Source organism: Parabacteroides goldsteinii (assembly GCF_020091425.1).
GTDB lineage: Bacteria > Bacteroidota > Bacteroidia > Bacteroidales > Tannerellaceae > Parabacteroides > Parabacteroides goldsteinii.
The window spans coordinates 2,875,813-2,895,706 of record NZ_CP081906.1; the positions used below are offsets into that span (position 1 = coordinate 2,875,813).

Genomic DNA, 19,894 nt, shown 5'->3' on the forward strand with positions numbered 1-19,894 from the left:
CTTATTTTACTTTATTTTTCTTCCACATATCATTGAACGACTCTTTGGCAAATGCCGGCATCTCACGTCCTTTTCCCCAGGCATTCAAACCATTGTATATCATAAAACGAGGCATTTTATTTACCAGCGGAGCAAATTTCAGCGCCGTATTAAATAAACCCGGCCGTTCCATCAGGAACTTCATGCCACCCGACATTATTTTCTTTTCCGAACTGGCCTTACCGATTTTATCCAGATCCTGACGCCAGCGATAAATCTGTTCGCCCAGGTCGATCTTCACCGGACAGACATTCGAACAGGACAGGCATAAAGAACAGGCAGACACATTATCGGAGTACTCTTCCGGATTCTTCAGCATGCCCAGGTTGATACCGATCGGGCCGGGTATAAAATAGGTATAGGAATACCCGCCACTCCGGCGATATACCGGACAGGTATTCATACATTCCCCGCAACGGATACAATTTAATGTACGGATATGGTCGGGCTTTGCCAGGATATCGCTGCGTCCATTATCTACAATTATAAGATGGAACTCACCGCCATCCTGCGGTTTACGGTAATGGGAAGTATAAGAGGTAATCGGTTGCCCTGTACCGGAACGGGCCAGCAGACGGGTAAAGACGCCCAGCGCCTCCTGGTCGGGAACGATCTTCTCCATTCCGAACGTAGCAATATGGACTTTAGGGAACGAAGTCCCCATATCCGCATTTCCTTCATTGGTACAAACCACAATCTCACCGGTCGAAGCGACAGCAAAATTAGCTCCCGTCATGGCTACATCAGCCGTCAGGAACTTTTCGCGCATATTTTTACGGACTGCATGCGTCAGATAGGTAGGATCAGAATTACCCTTTTCCGTCCCCAGCACACGCTCCATCATCTCACCCACTTCCTGACGTTTGATATGGATGGCTGGCATCACGATATGGCTCGGATGAAGGTGCATCCACTGAAGGATACGTTCGCCGAGATCACTCTCGATGATATCATACCCCTTCCCGAACAGATACTCATTCATACCGCACTCTTCCGTCAACATGGATTTACTCTTGATCAATGTATGGGCATTATGCTGCTGAAGAATCTTTTCGACGATCTCATTATGCTCCGCCGCATCTTTCGCCCAATGGACAATTGCCCCATTGGCTATGGCATTCTTCTCAAACTCTTCCAGCAGTGTATCCAAATGGCTGTTGGAGTAGAGTTTTATATCGCAGGCCAATTCGCGTAAACGTTCCCATTCGGGCAGCGAATGACTCATTTTGTCTCTTTTGGCACGGACCATCCAAAGGGTTTCGTCGTGCCAGGCTTCCTGTTTCCTGTTAGCAATGAAACGGGCAGCAGCTATAGAATGTTTCGTGCTCATAATCCAGCGGCTAATATTTGAGTGATATGAATCGTTTGGATCGGCAGATGTTCCCGTTCGATCACACCTTGCATGTGCATCAGGCAGGAACTGTCGGCTCCGGTGATAAACTCGGCTCCGGTGCTCATATGATCCTTTACTTTATCGTGTCCCATGCAAACCGAGACTTCCGGTTCTTCGACAGCGAACATGCCACCGAAACCACAGCATTCGTCGATACGCTTCGGTTCCAGCACCTCAATGCCCTCCACCAGCTTCAACAAGTCGCGCAGCTTGGAGAAATAAGGGATATTCATTTCGCTCGGAGAAGACAAATGCAGTTCGCGCACGCCGTGGCAACTGTTATGTATACTCACCTTATGGGGGAAAACGGCCGGCAGCTTTTCCGGTTTCACGATATCGTGAAGGAACTCACAGATATCGTATATCTTGCCGCTGTTCAGGCAAGCATGCCCTCCGGACTTCAGTATGCCCGGATGGTTTTCTTTCACGAAAGCTACGCAACTGGCCGAGGGACCGACCACATAATCGTATTGCAGGAACAGTTCTTCCATACGCAGGGCCAGTTTCAACGATTCGTTTTCGAAACCCGCATTCGCCATCGGCTGGCCGCAGCAGGTCTGGTCTAAAGGATAGTCGACATCCAGTCCCAAATGCTTTAAGAGTTTGTAAGAGGCTACGCCAACCTCGGGATACACCGCGTTGATATAACACGGGATAAATAGTCCTATCTTCATATTGGTTGAATTATTACATGAGTATAACTATTCCAATTTAGAATATGTTTCACAACTGTGTACAAAAGTAAAATTTACTTTTTAACTTCTCCGCTCTGATTGTGTAACTTTATTTAATGAAAACAAAAATACCCCTCAGCCATTACAACTAAGGGGTATTTAGGTTTTAGACAACAACCGAATCTACTTCCAGAAATATAGTAAACACACATTTCTTTCATATGTAAATAAATTGCGCTCCCTATCTCAAGAGAGCCGTTTAAACCATTAATAAATTGATTTTTTTAGAGTTCAGACAAAACAAAAGAGAGCACTTGTATAGATACAAATGCGGTTGGCTATTATCTTTGGGCATTTTATAATTTTACAACAGCTAAGAAAAAAAATTTCATACACGCGTTAAAGGACTCGCAGTCTTGACCGCTTAGCAGTTGAGATCAGTTTCATGAGCGACCTCTTGCTGTTTCTTACGACAACAAGCCAGTAAAAATCGACCTTCTCTATGTTTTTAACCTACTTCTGGGATTGGACCATCATCACGGCTGATTTTAACTTTATAGCCAAGTGCTTCCAGCTCTTTCTTCAAGTAATTTTTCCGTTTCTGCTCCATCCTTTGGTTGAGATATTCCGCACCGAGTTCCTTATACTCACAAGCCTCTTTCAGTACATGCCATACCGATTTCAGGATCGAGTGTCCTACTGCTACTAAAGCCCTCTTTTTCCCTCGACGGGCGGCTAAACGGTGATAACGTGCACTGTAAAAGGTGTTCTTGGTACGGGTGGCTGCCCACGCAGCCTCCGTGATTACGGCTTTCAACTGTTTGTTGCCATGGGTGGTTCTACCACTTTTTTTTTACCTGCGCTCTCGTTATTGCCAGGACAGACACCGGCCCACGAAGCCAGGTGCTTTTCGGTTGGAAAGGCTTCCATATCCACACCTATCTCTGCTATCAGGTCTTCAACCGTTTTCCGGCTAAGTCCGGGGATCTTCTGCAAGAGTTCCATCACATTCTCATAAGGAGATAAAACCTCTTTTATACGGCAGGTAAGGTCAGCTATGATGGCTTTCGTCTGTTCCATATCTTTACGGATGGTCTGCAACATATAGATGTGATGCGGTTCTATAAAGCCTTCACAAGCCTGATAAAGAAGTTCCGGACTGGCTTCAAGTTTTTTATGATAGATGCAAGTTATGTCATCCATTGTTACATGACCCTTATCGATCAACATATCTATCAGCTTGTTCGCCACGACTCCGTCCAGGCTGCACACCACGCTGGAAAGTTTGATGTTACAATCTTCCAGGATACGAACAATACGGTTTTTCTCAGAAGATACATGCTGGATCAACTTGTTACGGTAACGGGTTAAATCACGAAGCTCACGTTGTTCACGCTCCGGGATATAACTCGGTTTCAACAAACCTGCTAAAAGCAGTTTGCAAATCCAGGCACTATCCTTTTTATCCGTTTTGTGCCCGGGAACATACTTGATGTGCCGTGCGTTCACGATCCAGACTTTCATATCAGGACATTCAAGAATCTTATAAACCGGCTTCCAGTAAACACCGGTACTTTCCATGGCTACATGCGTAATGCCACTGGATAATAACCATTCTTTTAATTCTGTCAAAGAACTACTGAAGGTCTTGTAACTGCGGGTTTCAGTTTTGAGACCTTCGCCACTTATCGTAGCAACTACCATGTCCTTGTGGACATCTATTCCACAACCCCGGAGGATGACTTGTTCAAAAGGTACTGTTTTCATTGCATTCGTTTTTTCGAGTGAATGACACTAAAGTAAACAATACCCCCCTATTTACATGCTCTTGGACGAAATTTATTTCATGGATGTTTCATGATCTATTCATTTTTAGTTTTTACTGATAAGACAACACATCTAATAAAAACCCCTATTCCACTAAACAAAAAAGTGTGCCCGGACTAAATGAGCCGGACACACTTTACATCGGTAAAATCTATGTTCTTTACTTATATTCCTGCCAGCTCTTGATCTCTATATCGTCTATAGACAAGGTACAGAATGCTTCGATAAAGGCACTTGCCAAGCGGGCATTCGTGATCAGAGGGACATTCAGGTCGGTTGCGGCACGGCGGATCTTATAACCGTTGTCCAGCTCTCCGGCGGAAAGGTCGCGCGGGATATTGACCACCATGTCGATCTTCTTTTCATGCAGCATGGTGAGTGCCTGCGGCTGTTTGCCTTCTTCACTCGGCCAGTAGACCAGCGTGCTCGGGATATTGTTCTCTTCCAGGAAACGGTGTGTTCCTCCGGTAGCGAACAGGCTGTAACCTTTGCGGGCAAGCATCTTCGCTGCATCCAGCATGGCCACTTTCTGTTTCGGTGTTCCGGTCGAGAGCAGGATATTCTTTGCCGGGATACGCTGTCCGACCGACAACATACTGGTCAGCACTGCTTCTGAAAGATCATCGCCAAGGCAACCTACTTCACCGGTCGATGCCATATCCACGCCCAGCACCGGGTCGGCTTTCTGCAAGCGGTTGAAGGAGAACTGCGAAGCTTTGATACCTACATAATCGAGGTCGAACGCATTCTTATGCGGCTTTTCGACAGGCAAGCCCAGCATGATACGGGTAGCCAGTTCGATAAAGTTTATCTTTAACACCTTGCTCACGAAGGGGAAACTACGAGAAGCACGGAGGTTACATTCGATTACCTTGATCTCGTTACCCTTCGCCAGATACTGGATATTGAACGGGCCGGAGATATTCAGCTCCTTCGCGATCTGCTTGCTGATGCGTTTGATGCGGCGCACCGTTTCCACATACAGTTTCTGTGCCGGGAACTGGATTGTCGCATCACCGGAATGCACACCGGCAAACTCGATATGCTCGCTGATGGCATACATCACGATCTCGCCATGATCGGCCACCGCATCCATCTCTACTTCTTTCGCATGTTCGATGAACTGGCTCACTACGACCGGATGCTTCTTGCTGACGTTGGCCGCCAGTTGAAGGAAGCGTTCCAGCTCTTCCTGGTTGGAGCAAACATTCATCGCCGCACCACTCAGCACGTAACTCGGGCGAACCAATACCGGGAAACCTACCTCCTCTACGAATGTATTGATATCATCCATAGAAGAAAGCTCTTTCCAACGCGGCTGGTCTACTCCGATGCGGTCGAGCATGGCGGAGAACTTCTCGCGGTCTTCGGCATTGTCGATACTCTTCGCGGATGTTCCGAGGATATTTACATGCTGTTCGTCCAGGCGCATCGCCAGGTTGTTCGGTATCTGCCCTCCGGTAGAGACGATCACGCCGTGCGGATTTTCCAGTTCGAGGATGTCCATCACGCGTTCGAAGGTCAGTTCGTCGAAGTAGAGACGGTCGCACATATCGTAATCGGTCGAAACCGTTTCAGGGTTATAGTTGATCATCACCGAGCGCCAACCCTCCTTGCGAATCGTGTTCAGCGCCTGCACGCCGCACCAGTCGAACTCTACCGAGCTACCGATACGGTAAGCACCCGAACCGAGCACCACAATCGAACGTTTGTCGCCCAGATATTGCACATCGTTTTCCGTTCCGCTGTAGGTCAGATACAGGTAGTTGGTCTGTGCCGGATATTCGGCGGCGAGAGTATCGATCTGTTTCACTACCGGAAGGATGCCACGATATTTACGATCCTGACGCACCTGCAGGATGGCTCTTTCGCCGTCTTCCATTTTATCTTTGAAGATGGCGCGGGCAATCTGGAAGTCAGAGAAACCCTGCACTTTGGCCAGACGGAACAGGTCGTCGGGTATATCGGTTATCTTGCTGAAGCTTTCCAGGGCTCCGGCAGTCTGGATGATATTATATAGTTTCTGAAGGAACCATTTGTCGATCTTTGTCAGGTCGTGGATCTGGTCGATCGTGTAACCGGCGCGGAAAGCCTTGCTGATGACGAAGATACGGCGGTCGGTCGGCTCGTTCAACGCCTTGTCGATATCGGGAATGACCAGTTCTTTGTTTTCCACGAAGCCGTGCATACCCTGGCCGATCATGCGGAGACCTTTCTGGATCGCCTCTTCGAAAGTACGTCCGATCGCCATCACCTCTCCTACCGACTTCATGCTTGAACCCAGTTCGCGAGCTACACCGTGGAACTTACCCAAGTCCCAGCGCGGTATCTTACAGACCACATAGTCGAGTGCCGGTTCAAAAAAAGCGCTGGTCGTTTTCGTTACCGAGTTCTTCAGGTCGAACAGGCCGTAACCCAGACCTAATTTGGCTGCCACGAAAGCCAACGGATAACCGGTTGCTTTCGACGCCAGAGCGGAAGAACGGCTCAGGCGGGCATTGACTTCGATCACCCGGTAGTCTTCCGATTCGGGGTCGTAGGCGTACTGCACGTTACATTCGCCCACGATTCCGATATGGCGAATGATGCGGATCGCCAGTTCGCGCAGTTTATGATAGTCCGTGTTGCTCAATGTCTGTGACGGGGCGATCACGATAGACTCGCCGGTATGGATGCCCAGCGGGTCGAAGTTTTCCATGTTACATACCGTGATACAGTTGTCGAAGCGGTCGCGGACCACCTCGTATTCCACTTCCTTCCACCCTTTCAGGCTCTTCTCCACCAATACCTGGGGAGAGAAAGAGAAGGCTTTTTCGACCAGCACGTCCAGTTCTTCTTCATTGTCGCAGAAGCCTGAACCCAGGCCTCCCAACGCATAAGCGGCACGCACGATCACCGGATAACCCAGCTCGGCAGCGGCACGACGGGCATCGGCAGCGTTCTCCACCGCCTCACTCTTGATTGTCTTTACATCGATCTCGTCCAGTTTGCGGACAAACAGTTCGCGGTCTTCCGTATCCATGATGGCCTGTACCGGAGTCCCCAATACACGGACATTATATTTTTCCAGTACGCCGCTCTGGTAAAGCGCCACACCGCAGTTGAGCGCCGTCTGTCCGCCGAATGCCAGCAGAATACCTTCGGGGCGTTCCTTTTCGATCACCTTTTCCACAAAGAAAGGAGTGACGGGCAGGAAATAAACCGTGTCCGCAACCCCTTCCGAAGTCTGTACCGTTGCAATGTTCGGGTTGATAAGCACCGTCTGGATACCCTCTTCCTTGATGGCTTTCAATGCCTGGCTGCCTGAATAGTCGAACTCGCCCGCCTCACCGATCTTGAGGGCGCCCGAACCTAATATCAGGACTTTCTTTATATCTTCTTTCATCTTTCAATTTTCGTTTTATTGTAACAACATTTTTCATGGGATGCTTGAAGCCTCATTCAAGGCCCCCTTGAAGCCCCGTTCAAGCATGCCTTGAAGCCTCGTTCAAGCGACCGTTGAAACCTCGTTCAAGCATGCCTTGAAAAAAGCCTCCGGAAAAACTCACAACAGGTCTACAAATTTATCGAACATAAACTCCGTATCCGTCGGCCCACTACATGCCTCGGGATGGAACTGCGAGGAGAAGAAAGGTTTCGTTTTATGTTTGATACCTTCGTTCGTGCCGTCGTTCATATTGATGAAGAGCGGTTCCCAGTCGGCACCCAGCGTCGTGTTATCCACCGCGTATCCATGATTCTGCGAGGTGATGAAGCATTTCTCCGTCCCTACCATACGGACCGGCTGGTTATGGCTACGGTGTCCGTATTTCAGTTTGTAGATGGAGGCGCCTCCGGCTTTTGCCAGCAATTGGTTACCCATGCAGATACCGCAGATCGGTTTATCGCCGGAAAGTGCTTTGCGGATATTCTGAACGGCCGCATCGCAGGTATTCGGGTCGCCGGGGCCGTTACTGATGAACAGACCGTCGTATTCCAGCGTATTGAAATCGTAATCCCAGGGCACGCGGATAACCGTTACATTACGTTTCAGCAGGCAGCGGATGATGTTATGTTTCACGCCGCAATCTACCAGGACAACGCGTTTCTTACCTTCGCCTTCGCCGTAAGTAATCACTTTCTTACAGGACACTTTATCTACATAATTCACATTCGCGTATTCTCCGAAATCGGTTGCTTCGACTTTTTCCCCGCCAATCACGATCTTTCCCATCATCACGCCATGTTCGCGCAATTTCTTGGTCAGGGCACGTGTATCGATCCCATAAATTCCGGGAATACCTTCTTCTTTCAACCAGCTACCCAAACTCCCGACAGCATTCCAATGACTATACTCATGACTGTAATCGCTTACGATTATGGCATCGGCATGTATCTTTTCACTCTCCATGAAAGTGGCAATCCCATCCGCCCCGAATGTACGGGCAGGTACACCGTAATTTCCTACCAGCGGATAAGTTAACACCATCAGCTGACCGGCATAGGAAGGGTCGGTCAAACTTTCAGGATAACCTGTCATGGCAGTGTTGAACACTACTTCGCCGGTTACCTCTTTTTCACAGCCAAAAGAAAAGCCGCGAAAAACAGTCCCGTCGTCTAAGATCAAAGTTGCTGTTTTCTCTGTTTGCATATAATCTGTATCTTGTGTCATTTGACTAAATATTCTTCTTCCATATAATGTATGAAGGCATTATTCACCATGCGTGCACCGCCCTGAGTCGGATAATCGCCGGAGAAGTACCAGTCTCCCGGATGGTTCGGACAAGAAGCGTGCAGACCTTCCAACGTCTGATAAACGATCTCCACTTTGGCGCGTGTACCGGCCGGTGTAAGCAGGTCGACCATCTTGGCGGATATTTCCTCGTCGGTGAACGGCGCATAAATCTCCTTCACATAGTTGACGATCGGACCTTCCTCCTTCGCTTGCTGCTTCTTGGCTTTCCAGTATGCCTCGGTGATAACGGATTCCATGCCCCGTTCCTTCAGCAAAGCGACTGCGGCCTTGAAAGCGATAAACTCGTTCATCCGCGACATGTCGATACCGTAATAATCCGGATAACGTACCTGCGGAGAGGAAGACACGATCACGATCTTCCGCGGATGCAGGCGGTCCAGGATACCGATAATACTTTGTTTCAGGGTTGTTCCGCGAACAATGCTATCATCTATTACAACCAGATTATCAACGAATGGTTCGATACTTCCGTAAGTTATATCGTACACATGGGCGGCCAGGTCGTTACGGCTGTTGCCTTCGGCGATAAAGGTACGCAACTTTATGTCTTTAATCGCTACTTTTTCGGCACGGACACGCATGGAAAGTATCTGGTCGAGTTCTTCTTCCTGAAGTAGGTGGCTGCGGTCGGCAATCCACTCTTTCTTCAGCTTGTTCAGGTAGTTGTTCAACCCCTCCTGCATTCCAAAATAAGCGACCTCCGCCGTATTGGGGATGAAGGAGAAGACTGTATGTTTGATGTCGTAATCGACAGCTTTCAATATCGGGTGCACCAGATTCTCCCCCAGCTTCTTCCGTTCGCGGTAAATATCCACATCGCTGCCCCGGGAGAAGTAAATACGTTCGAACGAACAGGCTTTATTCTCTTCCGGCTCCACGATCTGCGAAGTACGGAAACGGCCGTCTTTGCTGATAAACATCGCTTCGCCGCGCTGCAACTCCTTTATATCCCCGGCTTGCACGTTCATTGCCGTCTGGATCACCGGACGTTCGGAGGCCAGCACCACGATCTCGTCGTCGGCATAATAAAAAGCCGGACGGATGCCCCAGGGATCGCGCACGCTGAACGACTCGCCGCTACCGGTCAGGCCACAGATCACAAATCCGCCGTCCCAGGTCGGCACGCAACGTTTCAGCACATTCGACAGGTCCATATGTCCCTCGATCGCATGTGTAATATCCATACCCTGCAATCCTTCTTCTTCATATTTCCGGTACAAACGCTCCACTTCCCTGTCCAGACGGTGTCCCATCTGTTCGAGCATGATATAGGTATCGGCATATTTGCGCGGATGCTGTCCGATAGCTGTAATTTCTTTGAAAATGTCGTTTACGTTTGTGAGGTTGAAATTTCCGCAAAGAGCGAGGTTCTTGGCTCTCCAGTTGTTGCGGCGTAAAAAAGGATGGACGTAGGAAATACCGGACTTACCGGTCGTGCTGTAACGGAGGTGCCCCATATAAAGTTCTCCGGCGAAAGGAAGGTTTGCTTTAGCGAAAAGCGGATCGTTTAATTTACCGGGTGGTAAATCTTTGTAATGATCGTGAACGGCGGCGAATATCTCGGTTATAGCTCCTGTTCCCAACGCTCTTTCCCGAAACATATATTCTTCACCGGGGCTTGCTTCTAACTTCACGCAGGCTAAACCGGCTCCTTCCTGTCCGCGGTTATGCTGCTTTTCCATCAGTAAGTAGAGTTTATTCAGGCCGTACATCCAGGTACCATACTTTTGATGATAATACTCTAAAGGCTTTAGTAACCGGACCATGGCGACTCCACACTCATGTTTAAGTTGTTCCATCTGGTTATATCTTGTTTATTTCAACTGCAAAGATACGCACTTTATTAAACACATTGTTCATATTAATGCAAAATAATTGACATATTAATAGAAATAATCATTTTATCCGGCATTTGGTTAAATTATTATATATTTCCGCATTGTTTCGATAAAGTTACAAATACAAAGCCATATAAAGAGATAGAACTATAATTTATAAGAAAAAAGTAAATTATAGTGATATATTTACTATGCTAAGAAAGAACAAGCCAGAATCGTTTGTTGTTTTGTTACACCTTCAACAACTTATAAATCTTCATTAATTAATCGTTCTATGATATCGATAAAGACAACGGCTTTCGGATAGAGCTCTCTCACTTTATCTTCATTCATCATAATGAAATCATCGTAATCGCCGGACTGCCGGTTTGCATACAGATTGGAATAAAATTTCGACTGTTCTTTATCTATCTGTCCAGTCAAGACAAATTCCTTACTGAAGGCTTGTCGTATGCCGGAATGGGTTTTAACACAAATACCATGTTTCAGTAACAAAGCGGCTACGGCATAATAGCAGGCATAATACATACGGCTTACAGTTGTATTCCAAAAGCCATGCTCTATAAGAACCGGCAATTCAATTAAAGTGTCTTTCGCGTTTTGTAAACGTAAAGAAACGAGTGCTCGTCTTTCTTCATCAGTCATAGTAATATTCCCTCCTTCATAACATTCTCATAAAATGGAGTGACAAGCCTTCCCCACAGCTTTTGAGAGTATACTATTGGGTTAATAATCACTCCTGTTTCAATCTCAATATCGTAAAGAGGATAAGTTATTCTCTCCTCATCTTCCAGCTTTATCTTGTCTTTATCCACTAATATCAGCAGGTCGATATCACTGTCGGGCCGTGCATCTCCACGCGCTTCGCTACCATAAAGTATGGCTTTGACACCTGGGGCCGAATGTCGAAGAACTTCGCGGATGCGGTTGACTATTTCAGGACGTTTCATAAGCTTATATATGTTGTTGATGGCAAATATACGGAATTATTGTTTTACAACAAATCTTCCCACTCTTTATCCGTCAGTGACTTCAGCGGATCGTTTTCCGAGATGAATGTTTCAGCCAGTTCGCTCTTGGATTCCTGGAGGTTGCGTATCTTCTCCTCGATCGTGTCGGCAGTAATAAAGCGGTAGACAAAGACTTGCTTTTCCTGTCCGATACGATGAGCACGGCTTTCCGCCTGCAACTCGGCTGCCGGATTCCACCAGGGATCGAGGATGAAAACATAATCGGCATCCGTCAGGTTTAGTCCTACCCCACCGGCTTTCAGGGAAATGAAAAAGGCGGAAACATCATTGCGGGTAGAGAAACGGGTAATTTCGCTCTCACGGTCGAGGGTACTTCCCGTTAACATCGCATATAGCCATTCACGCTCGGTGAAGGCATCCGCCAACAGTTTCAGATGTGTAACGAAAGACGAGAATATCAGCACCTTATGCCCTTCACTAACCAGTGTTTCAAAAGCATCCAGCACCTGCTCCATCTTCCCCGAACCGCCTTCATAGTCCGCTAAAACCATGTGCGGATGATTCGCCAACTGGCGTAAACGGGTTATACCGTTCAATGCGACAAATGAGTTCTTATGGCGCTCCTGCAAAATCGTATTCCGCAGCGCATTCTTCTCTTTCTGGTAAACCTCCCGTTGTTCCGGTGTCATTTCACAATAAACCACCTCTTCCGTCAACGGGGGAAGTTCGGGAGCCACCTGTTGCTTGGTGCGCCTCAGAAAGAACGGACGGATAATCTGTTGCAAGCGTTTGCGGGCATTATCGTTTCCTTCCTTTGTTATCGGATGGATAAAATGTTTCCGGAATCCGTCCGCAGAACCCAGCAGACCGGGATTAATGAAGTTGAATTGCGCCCACAGATCTTTCAGCGAGTTTTCAATCGGCGTCCCGGTCAGCACCAGGCGATGCTCACATTGCAGGCGGACAACCGAATGGTATGTCATGGAAGCCGGGTTCTTTATATTCTGGCTTTCATCCAGTATCACATACGTAAAGCGATATTTCTCCAACAGTTCGATATCCCTCCGGAGAAGCCCGTAAGTAACCAATACAATATTATACCGGTCGAAACTCTTCCACGGTTCTTTCCTCTTTTGATCTCCCATATAAGTATAAACGCTCAATGTGCTGAACTTCCGGATCTCCCGTTTCCAGTTCGGCAACAAAGAGGTCGGCACAACGACTAACGAAGCGGGAACCGTCGTTTCCTCCTTCTCCTTTTTCACCTCTTCATACGGTATCTCACCGGGCATATCCATTCCGAAAAAGGAAAACTGTCCGCTGCTATCAACTGTTATATTTTGCGGAGCAGGAGAAGATAACACAACTGCTTTCGGTTCTTCCGGATCATAGATATGTTGCAACAGCGTAATCGTCTGCAACGTTTTTCCCAACCCCATATCATCCGCCAGGCAGCCGCCAAAGCCGTTGGCTGCCAGATGGACCAGCCAGGAAAAACCGTCCTGCTGATACGGACGCAAAACAGTCTTTATCTTCGGAGGAATAACAACCGATTCTTTCTGTACATACTCCTTCGAAACAGTATCCTCCTGTTCCAACGCGGAAACAACTCCCAGATGCATTTTACGAACCCTGATCTCTTCCGGTCTGTCATCACCGAAAGTAAACAGATCGCTATATTTCTCGAACCAGTCTTCAGGAAGTAAGGCGACCTGTCCGTCCGGCAGCACAAACTCCCTTTTTCCTTCCAGAATATGCTTCCTGAAACGAATAAAAGGGAACAGAAAATCCCCCATACGCACCGTAATGCGGATATCGAACCAGTCGGGAGAAGGAGAAATCTCCTGTGTCAGCGAAATCTCTCCCAGATAATACCGGAGAGACGTGTCCGTCTTCACAAAAGAAAAGCAAGACTCCAACTCTGCCTTATGTTGTTGCAGCCAGTCGATAAACGTATAACCGCCTGTTTCGACAACCCTGACAAACTGAACATCCGTTATCTGTTTGAAGCCCCATTTCTCCAGTAAGTTGATATAGATTTGTTCCAACTCCAAATCACGTGTATAATAATAGATGACAGGTTTTCCGTCGACCTTTTCCAACCAGGGATAAGTCAGCTGGCTTTTCTTTCCCGGCGAGAAATAACGGTCTCCATACCGGAAACGCAACTGAAGTGCCGGCTCGTCATTAATAGACCGCTCCACAGACAATTCAGGGATACAAGTTCTCCTTTCGTGAATAAGATCGAAGCCGGAAGAGGTGGCAGGATAATCGCAAATCAGGGGAAGCGCAACCATCTCCAGATACTTTTCAGCATCTGCCAGCGGCACTTCCACATATTTCCGGGTCAGAAACGGTGTAACTTTCGAAGCCTCAATCCGCTTGAAAACTAAGAGCCGATCATCCAACAAAAGGATAGCCGGTTTTGAAGACAAAACCATAAACTTTCTCTTTTTCTGTAAAGGGATCTCTTCTCCATCCATACGACAGACTGCTGAATAACGGAAAAAATGATCTGTTATCTCAAAGCGGAAAGAGATCTCCGCAATATTCCCAGAAAAACGCATCCGGTCATGTTCATAAAGCAGTTTCACACCGGGTTCTTTCATATATACCGGCAAATGATTCGCCTGCATCAACCGGACCATCTCCCTTATTTTCTTATCAATGAAAGGACGGAGTTGCTTCTTCAACATCTCCGCCGTCACCGAACTCAAAAAGCCGGCCACCGTCTGTTGCCTGGAATATACCTGCATCAGGTTCTTTTCGGAATAACTTTGCGCAATAGCAATTACCCGCTTCTCCATCTCAGACAACTCCGTATCGTTTCCCGCATGGGTAGCCTGTTCCTCCACACTGATCACATCCTGAGACACAGCTTTGGCAAAATAAGGAATAAGTAAAGGTCCCAAAACAGGATGGTTACTTAATGCAATGATTAATATATGGTTCGTGGACATCAACGGTTCTTTTTTATTAAAACTACAAAGTTACAAGAAAAACAAATAATCATACCTATAGTTCGAACCAAAGATATTTGATTATCTTTATCAGCCATAATCAATACAAACAAAATTATTATGCCATACTGCGAATACATAAAGACCACTACTGGTTGGGCTATTGATCTTAACAAGACATATCACGATGAAAAATATGGTTTCCCTATCGAAGATGATAATGAATTATTCGGCAGGCTCCTTCTGGAAATCAATCAGGCAGGTTTAAGCTGGTCGACCATACTCAAAAAAGAAACCGCTTTTCGTACAGCCTATGATAATTTCAATATCGAAACCATCGCAAACTATACGGAAACAGACGAAGTCAGGCTTTTAGCCGATCCCGGTATCATTCGGAACAGACTAAAAGTAAAAGCCGCCATCCACAATGCACAGGCCATTATGGAACTGAAAAATGAATACGGTTCATTTAAAAACTGGCTGGATCACCATCACCCTAAAACCAAGGATGAATGGACTAAACTATTCAAGAAAACATTCAAATTTACTGGTGGGGAGATCGTCAATGAATTTCTGCTAAGCACAGGCTATCTCGAAGGGGCGCATACGCCTGATTGTCCCATATATCAGAAAATATTGAAGGAGAGACCGGCATGGAATAGATAAGACACAGTGATTATCGTTCTTTATTTACTTCTTGTCTGAAAATCAAGAAGATACAATTCAAATAACAAAATACTAATCTTCTTTTGATTTTCAAGCAATGTTTATTATTACATTTGCATATAATGTTGAACCTAAATCATAGCTTTATGTTTACCGATACAATGACTTTGACTGAAATGCAAAAAGAGGTTGGAAAAGATTACGATCCTCTTTTTCGCCGTATATATCATTTTCAAGATGAAACACGTCGTTTCTTTTTGAAATCTAAAACTTTTCCTGTCTATAAAGTAATTAACTGGAAATCTTATGTAACTAATAACGAATGGACGGTTATTTTACTTGTCAGGGAAAAGAAATATGTCAATGAACCAGCAGTTGTCCCTTTCGCTAAATATCAGTCATATGGTATGGGAGTTGTTTATATGCGACCTATTACAGACAAGTCATTCTTCGTCATAAATTATACTCCCCATTTTTTCAGGCGATATCATGAGAGATACATTATTCCACAAAATTATAATATTACAGATACCGGAAAAAGAATTGAACATTTCTTTGTAAATAATTCGATACCTTCCTACGATTTCTCACCTGCCAAAAACAATTTCATCGGATATTATAATCAAGGCATCATTTTCGGAGAACATACAGATGACAGAACCGCTTTAAAAGCTAAGACTTTTGTATCACGAACAATGTTGTATAACGATCAAGCAAGCACAGACGATGAGATCTCATTCATAAGACAAGAAGTTGCCAACTCACCCGATTACCTTCGTGACAGAAACCAATTCTGGGGAGCTGAACGCTATGGCAAGCAGAGTTTGCACAGGGAGTTTTAATATTCCCCAAATAGAAAAAGGGATGAAATAAAAAAGATCGCCTCATTCTTCTTTTGAAGCGATCTCTTTTTAAAGTCAAAACTTGACTTTTTACATTTTCTTTGGTGTTGTTTCTTTCTGATCTTTCTTACAATTGCATTTTTCTGCTTTGCACCCTTTACTGTCAGCCTTGCCACATTCATCTTTACAAGCTGACATCATGGACTTATCGCACTTTTTGTCACATTTTTCCTTACATTTCTTATCACACTTCTTTCCACACTGTTCAATCTTTGTACATTTCCGGTCTTTCTTGTCACTTTGTGCATTAACAGATGTTATTGCTCCGGTTGCTACCAGCATCATTACGCATACAATAATCTTTTTCATACAGAGTCTTTTTTTATTCTTACTTATTGGATTTATTCCTTTTTGCAAAGATCTATATATCAGACTTCAATATTATTGGCAATATTGCCTTTAAGATTATCAATTATCCCTTATTTGTCGGAAAGCAACAGGTGGACAGTAATAATCAAATCATTTATGACTTCATTCTCTCCTTGATTTTTCCCCAGGCATGTGTGTCGAACAGACAGCTACTCCGCATCGTATCATACATTTCTTTAAATCGGGACATCGGTATCATAAAACTTAAAATATCCGGTTCAAAATAAGGGCGTACAGAAGGATCGAAAAACCCGATGAAGGTACGTTTTCCTCCTCTCGCATTCTCAATAACGGCTTGTGGACTACAGAGCAACAACCGGAACCGAATAGAGAGGTAACGGCATCCTCTGAATTATTATCGAAAAAGGCCCAGGTTGCCAAACCGGAAAGCATATCGGGTGTCGCCAAAAACAGGATACCTTCCAGATTGTCAAAGTTCTCGACTTTATCCATTCGGGCAAAATTCAGATAATCCATCTTTGCTCTCGGAACCTGCAACTCTTCCAAAAACTCAGAAACACCTTCGGGTGTTTGTTTATATTTTTCTTTTAAAGACACAAATCCGGGAATCCGTTCAGGCATCTCCGTAAAACCCGTATAGAATTTTCCGCCACCACAACCGATAGTTTCCACACTCAAACTAACTGTTTGTCCGGCTCTGACCTCTTTCATGCATTTGAATAAACATCCTCCGATTTTATCGACCGGGTTTACCGGTTGTTCCGAATACCAAAAGACAATAGGAAGATCGACTTTATCTCCGAAGGCTTCGCGATAGTTATTGAGAAATACTTGTATGTCCATGATACAGATGATTTATTGGTTTTGTCAAATATACGAAAAGATTCTATATGTTATGACTGCAAATATCAAAACAATCTGGTCGATAGCTATATTCACATTACTGGCATCCATTAAAGAGACAGTTCTTATCATCCGGATGAAAAAGCAGGAATTAAACAGAAGAGTTCAATTTTTCATTAGAATAATAGTATATTTGAACTGTTATTTTCAATATCAATCTAAAGACTACAGCCATGTACGAACTTCAGCAAGTTGGCGAAAAAAGCTACTACATAAATTCTCCGGCGAAAATCGGCATCTATCGGCAAAATGAGACAGATATTTATCTGATCGACAGTGGCAACGACAAAGAAGCCGCCAAGAAAATCATTAAAATTGCCGCACAACAAAACTGGACGATAAAAGGAATTGTCAATACCCATTCCAATGCTGACCATATCGGAGGGAATGCTTACTTGCAACAGCAAGTCGGCTGCCCTGTCTTTGCAAACGGAATAGAGGCTGCTTTTACACAGTATCCGATATTGGAGCCATCGTTTTTATATGGAGGATACCCTTGTAAGGACTTACGTAACAAGTTTCTGATGGCTAAAGAAAGTCTGACATTACCTTTTTCGGACAAGGATTTTCCCCAAGAGCTGGAAGTCATACCCCTACCCGGTCATTTTTTTGATATGGCGGGATTCCGTACTCCGGATGATACTGTTTTTCTGGCAGACTGTATCAGTAGTGAAAATACCCTCAACAAATATCAGGTTTCTTTCATTTATAATGTAGCCCAATATCTGGAAACACTTGATTTCGTTGAAAAAATTGAGGCGACTCGCTTTGTTCCTTCACATGCGGAAATGACGGCAGACATCAAAGGGCTGGTTGCCATCAACCGAAACAAGATCTACGAGATTACCGATACCCTACTCGAAATCTGCTCCACCCCTCAAAACAGCGAAAACATCCTTCAGATGCTTTTCAACAAATACGAATTATCTATGAACTTTGAACAATACGTACTGGTAGGCAGTACTATCCGTTCCTATCTTTCCTGGCTCAAAGATCTCGGTAAATTATCCGTCAGTTTTGAGAATAACATGCTCCAATGGAAAAGTATTCAATCATCAAATTAAATTCAACATCATGAAACATCCATGAAATAAATTTCGTCCAAGAGCATGTAAATAGGGGGGTATTGTTTACTTTAGTGTCATTCACTCGAAAAAACGAATGCAATGAAAACAGTACCTTTTGAACAAGTCATCCTCCGGGGTTGTGGAATAGATGTCCACAAGGACATGGTAGTTGCTACGATAAGTGGCGAAGGTCTCAAAACTGAAACCCGCAGTTACAAGACCTTCAGTAGTTCTTTGACAGAATTAAAAGAATGGTTATTATCCAGTGGCATTACGCATGTAGCCATGGAAAGTACCGGTGTTTACTGGAAGCCGGTCTATAAGATTCTTGAATGTCCTGATATGAAAGTCTGGATCGTGAACGCACGGCACATCAAGTATGTTCCCGGGCACAAAACGGATAAAAAGGATAGTGCCTGGATTTGCAAACTGCTTTTAGCAGGTTTGTTGAAACCGAGTTATATCCCGGAGCGTGAACAACGTGAGCTTCGTGATTTAACCCGTTACCGTAACAAGTTGATCCAGCATGTATCTTCTGAGAAAAACCGTATTGTTCGTATCCTGGAAGATTGTAACATCAAACTTTCCAGCGTGGTGTGCAGCCTGGACGGAGTCGTGGCGAACAAGCTGATAGATATGTTGATCGATAAGGGTCATGTAACAATGGATGACATAACTTGCATCTATCATAAAAAACTTGAAGCCAGTCCGGAACTTCTTTATCAGGCTTGTGAAGGCTTTATAGAACCGCATCACATCTATATGTTGCAGACCATCCGTAAAGATATGGAACAGACGAAAGCCATCATAGCTGACCTTACCTGCCGTATAAAAGAGGTTTTATCTCCTTATGAGAATGTGATGGAACTCTTGCAGAAGATCCCCGGACTTAGCCGGAAAACGGTTGAAGACCTGATAGCAGAGATAGGTGTGGATATGGAAGCCTTTCCAACCGAAAAGCACCTGGCTTCGTGGGCCGGTGTCTGTCCTGGCAATAACGAGAGCGCAGGTAAAAAAAAAGTGGTAGAACCACCCATGGCAACAAACAGTTGAAAGCCGTAATCACGGAGGCTGCGTGGGCAGCCACCCGTACCAAGAACACCTTTTACAGTGCACGTTATCACCGTTTAGCCGCCCGTCGAGGGAAAAAGAGGGCTTTAGTAGCAGTAGGACACTCGATCCTGAAATCGGTATGGCATGTACTGAAAGAGGCTTGTGAGTATAAGGAACTCGGTGCGGAATATCTCAACCAAAGGATGGAGCAGAAACGGAAAAATTACTTGAAGAAAGAGCTGGAAGCACTTGGCTATAAAGTTAAAATCAGCCGTGATGATGGTCCAATCCCAGAAGTAGGTTAAAAACATAGAGAAGGTCGATTTTTACTGGCTTGTTGTCGTAAGAAACAGCAAGAGGTCGCTCATGAAACTGATCTCAACTGCTAAGCGGTCAAGACTGCGAGTCCTTTAACGCGTGTATGAAATTTTTTTTCTTAGCTGTTGTAAAATTATAAAATGCCCAAAGATAATAGCCAACCGCATTTGTATCTATACAAGTGCTCTCTTTTGTTTTGTCTGAACTCTAAAAAAATC

At 45.2% G+C, this 19,894-nt stretch carries 16 protein-coding genes and 1 pseudogene; 5 read left to right on the plus strand and 12 right to left on the minus strand.

The features are described from left to right. Nucleotide 1: 1 nt before the first annotated feature. From K6V26_RS12925 to K6V26_RS12970, 10 genes are all read right to left on the minus strand, one after another. Entirely contained in the window at nt 2–1,369 is a 1,368-nt protein-coding gene (locus K6V26_RS12925) for a lactate utilization protein B (RefSeq protein ID WP_224265528.1), read from the minus strand. Further along, nucleotides 1,366–2,106, minus strand: coding sequence for a (Fe-S)-binding protein (locus K6V26_RS12930; protein ID WP_122329101.1), 741 nt, complete (start codon nt 2,104–2,106; stop codon nt 1,366–1,368). Before K6V26_RS12930 ends, K6V26_RS12925 begins: the two co-directional genes overlap by 4 nt. Nucleotides 2,107–2,614: 508 nt before the next feature. Continuing rightward, nucleotides 2,615–2,923 carry a hypothetical protein gene (locus K6V26_RS12935; RefSeq protein ID WP_007657317.1) on the minus strand — a complete coding sequence of 103 codons (309 nt, stop codon included), beginning with the start codon at nt 2,921–2,923 and terminating at the stop codon, nt 2,615–2,617. Then, a complete protein-coding gene (locus tag K6V26_RS12940) occupies nt 2,920–3,873 on the minus strand; it encodes an IS110 family RNA-guided transposase (protein WP_010800681.1) in 954 nt (317 codons plus the stop codon). The genes K6V26_RS12935 and K6V26_RS12940 overlap by 4 nt, the downstream gene beginning before the upstream one ends. A gap of 220 nt (nt 3,874–4,093) precedes the next feature. After that, nucleotides 4,094–7,318, minus strand: a complete 3,225-nt coding sequence (gene carB, locus K6V26_RS12945; protein ID WP_048314732.1) for a carbamoyl-phosphate synthase (glutamine-hydrolyzing) large subunit — start codon at nt 7,316–7,318, stop codon at nt 4,094–4,096. A gap of 159 nt (nt 7,319–7,477) precedes the next feature. Then, nucleotides 7,478–8,584, minus strand: a complete 1,107-nt coding sequence (gene carA / locus K6V26_RS12950; protein WP_224265529.1) for a glutamine-hydrolyzing carbamoyl-phosphate synthase small subunit — start codon at nt 8,582–8,584, stop codon at nt 7,478–7,480. Continuing rightward, nucleotides 8,581–10,467 carry an amidophosphoribosyltransferase gene (locus tag K6V26_RS12955; RefSeq protein WP_128133044.1) on the minus strand — a complete coding sequence of 629 codons (1,887 nt, stop codon included), beginning with the start codon at nt 10,465–10,467 and terminating at the stop codon, nt 8,581–8,583. Before K6V26_RS12955 ends, carA begins: the two co-directional genes overlap by 4 nt. A 285-nt stretch (nt 10,468–10,752) precedes the next feature. Beyond that, complete coding sequence (locus tag K6V26_RS12960; protein WP_007658377.1) at nt 10,753–11,151, minus strand: HEPN domain-containing protein; 399 nt, start codon at nt 11,149–11,151, stop codon at nt 10,753–10,755. Further along, complete coding sequence (locus tag K6V26_RS12965) at nt 11,148–11,456, minus strand: nucleotidyltransferase domain-containing protein (protein WP_007658378.1); 309 nt, start codon at nt 11,454–11,456, stop codon at nt 11,148–11,150. Before K6V26_RS12965 ends, K6V26_RS12960 begins: the two co-directional genes overlap by 4 nt. A gap of 44 nt (nt 11,457–11,500) precedes the next feature. Beyond that, a complete protein-coding gene (locus tag K6V26_RS12970; protein ID WP_224265530.1) occupies nt 11,501–14,437 on the minus strand; it encodes a DEAD/DEAH box helicase in 2,937 nt (978 codons plus the stop codon). A gap of 120 nt (nt 14,438–14,557) precedes the next feature. Between K6V26_RS12970 and K6V26_RS12975 the strand changes: the two genes are divergently transcribed. Continuing rightward, nucleotides 14,558–15,103, plus strand: coding sequence for a DNA-3-methyladenine glycosylase I (locus K6V26_RS12975; RefSeq protein ID WP_224265531.1), 546 nt, complete (start codon nt 14,558–14,560; stop codon nt 15,101–15,103). A 146-nt stretch (nt 15,104–15,249) separates the two neighbouring features. Further along, nucleotides 15,250–15,945 carry a hypothetical protein gene (locus K6V26_RS12980; RefSeq protein ID WP_007658387.1) on the plus strand — a complete coding sequence of 232 codons (696 nt, stop codon included), beginning with the start codon at nt 15,250–15,252 and terminating at the stop codon, nt 15,943–15,945. A gap of 90 nt (nt 15,946–16,035) precedes the next feature. Here K6V26_RS12980 and K6V26_RS12985 read toward each other — a convergent pair whose 3' ends face one another. Together K6V26_RS12985 and K6V26_RS12990 are read right to left on the minus strand one after the other, a co-directional pair. Then, entirely contained in the window at nt 16,036–16,314 is a 279-nt protein-coding gene (locus tag K6V26_RS12985) for a hypothetical protein (protein WP_224265532.1), read from the minus strand. 154 nt (nt 16,315–16,468) lie between these two features. Continuing rightward, nucleotides 16,469–17,178, minus strand: a pseudogene (locus tag K6V26_RS12990) (DUF169 domain-containing protein). A 233-nt stretch (nt 17,179–17,411) separates the two neighbouring features. Between K6V26_RS12990 and K6V26_RS12995 the strand changes: the two are divergent. From K6V26_RS12995 to K6V26_RS13005, 3 genes are all read left to right on the plus strand, one after another. After that, nucleotides 17,412–18,302, plus strand: a complete 891-nt coding sequence (locus tag K6V26_RS12995; protein WP_224265533.1) for an MBL fold metallo-hydrolase — start codon at nt 17,412–17,414, stop codon at nt 18,300–18,302. A gap of 102 nt (nt 18,303–18,404) precedes the next feature. After that, on the plus strand, nt 18,405–19,358 hold the full coding sequence (locus tag K6V26_RS13000) for an IS110 family RNA-guided transposase (protein ID WP_010800681.1): 954 nt from the start codon (nt 18,405–18,407) through the stop codon (nt 19,356–19,358). Then, nucleotides 19,355–19,663 (plus strand): hypothetical protein, encoded by a 309-nt coding sequence (locus K6V26_RS13005; RefSeq protein ID WP_007657317.1) that lies wholly within the window; start codon nt 19,355–19,357, stop codon nt 19,661–19,663. Before K6V26_RS13000 ends, K6V26_RS13005 begins: the two co-directional genes overlap by 4 nt. Nucleotides 19,664–19,894 lie beyond the last annotated feature (231 nt).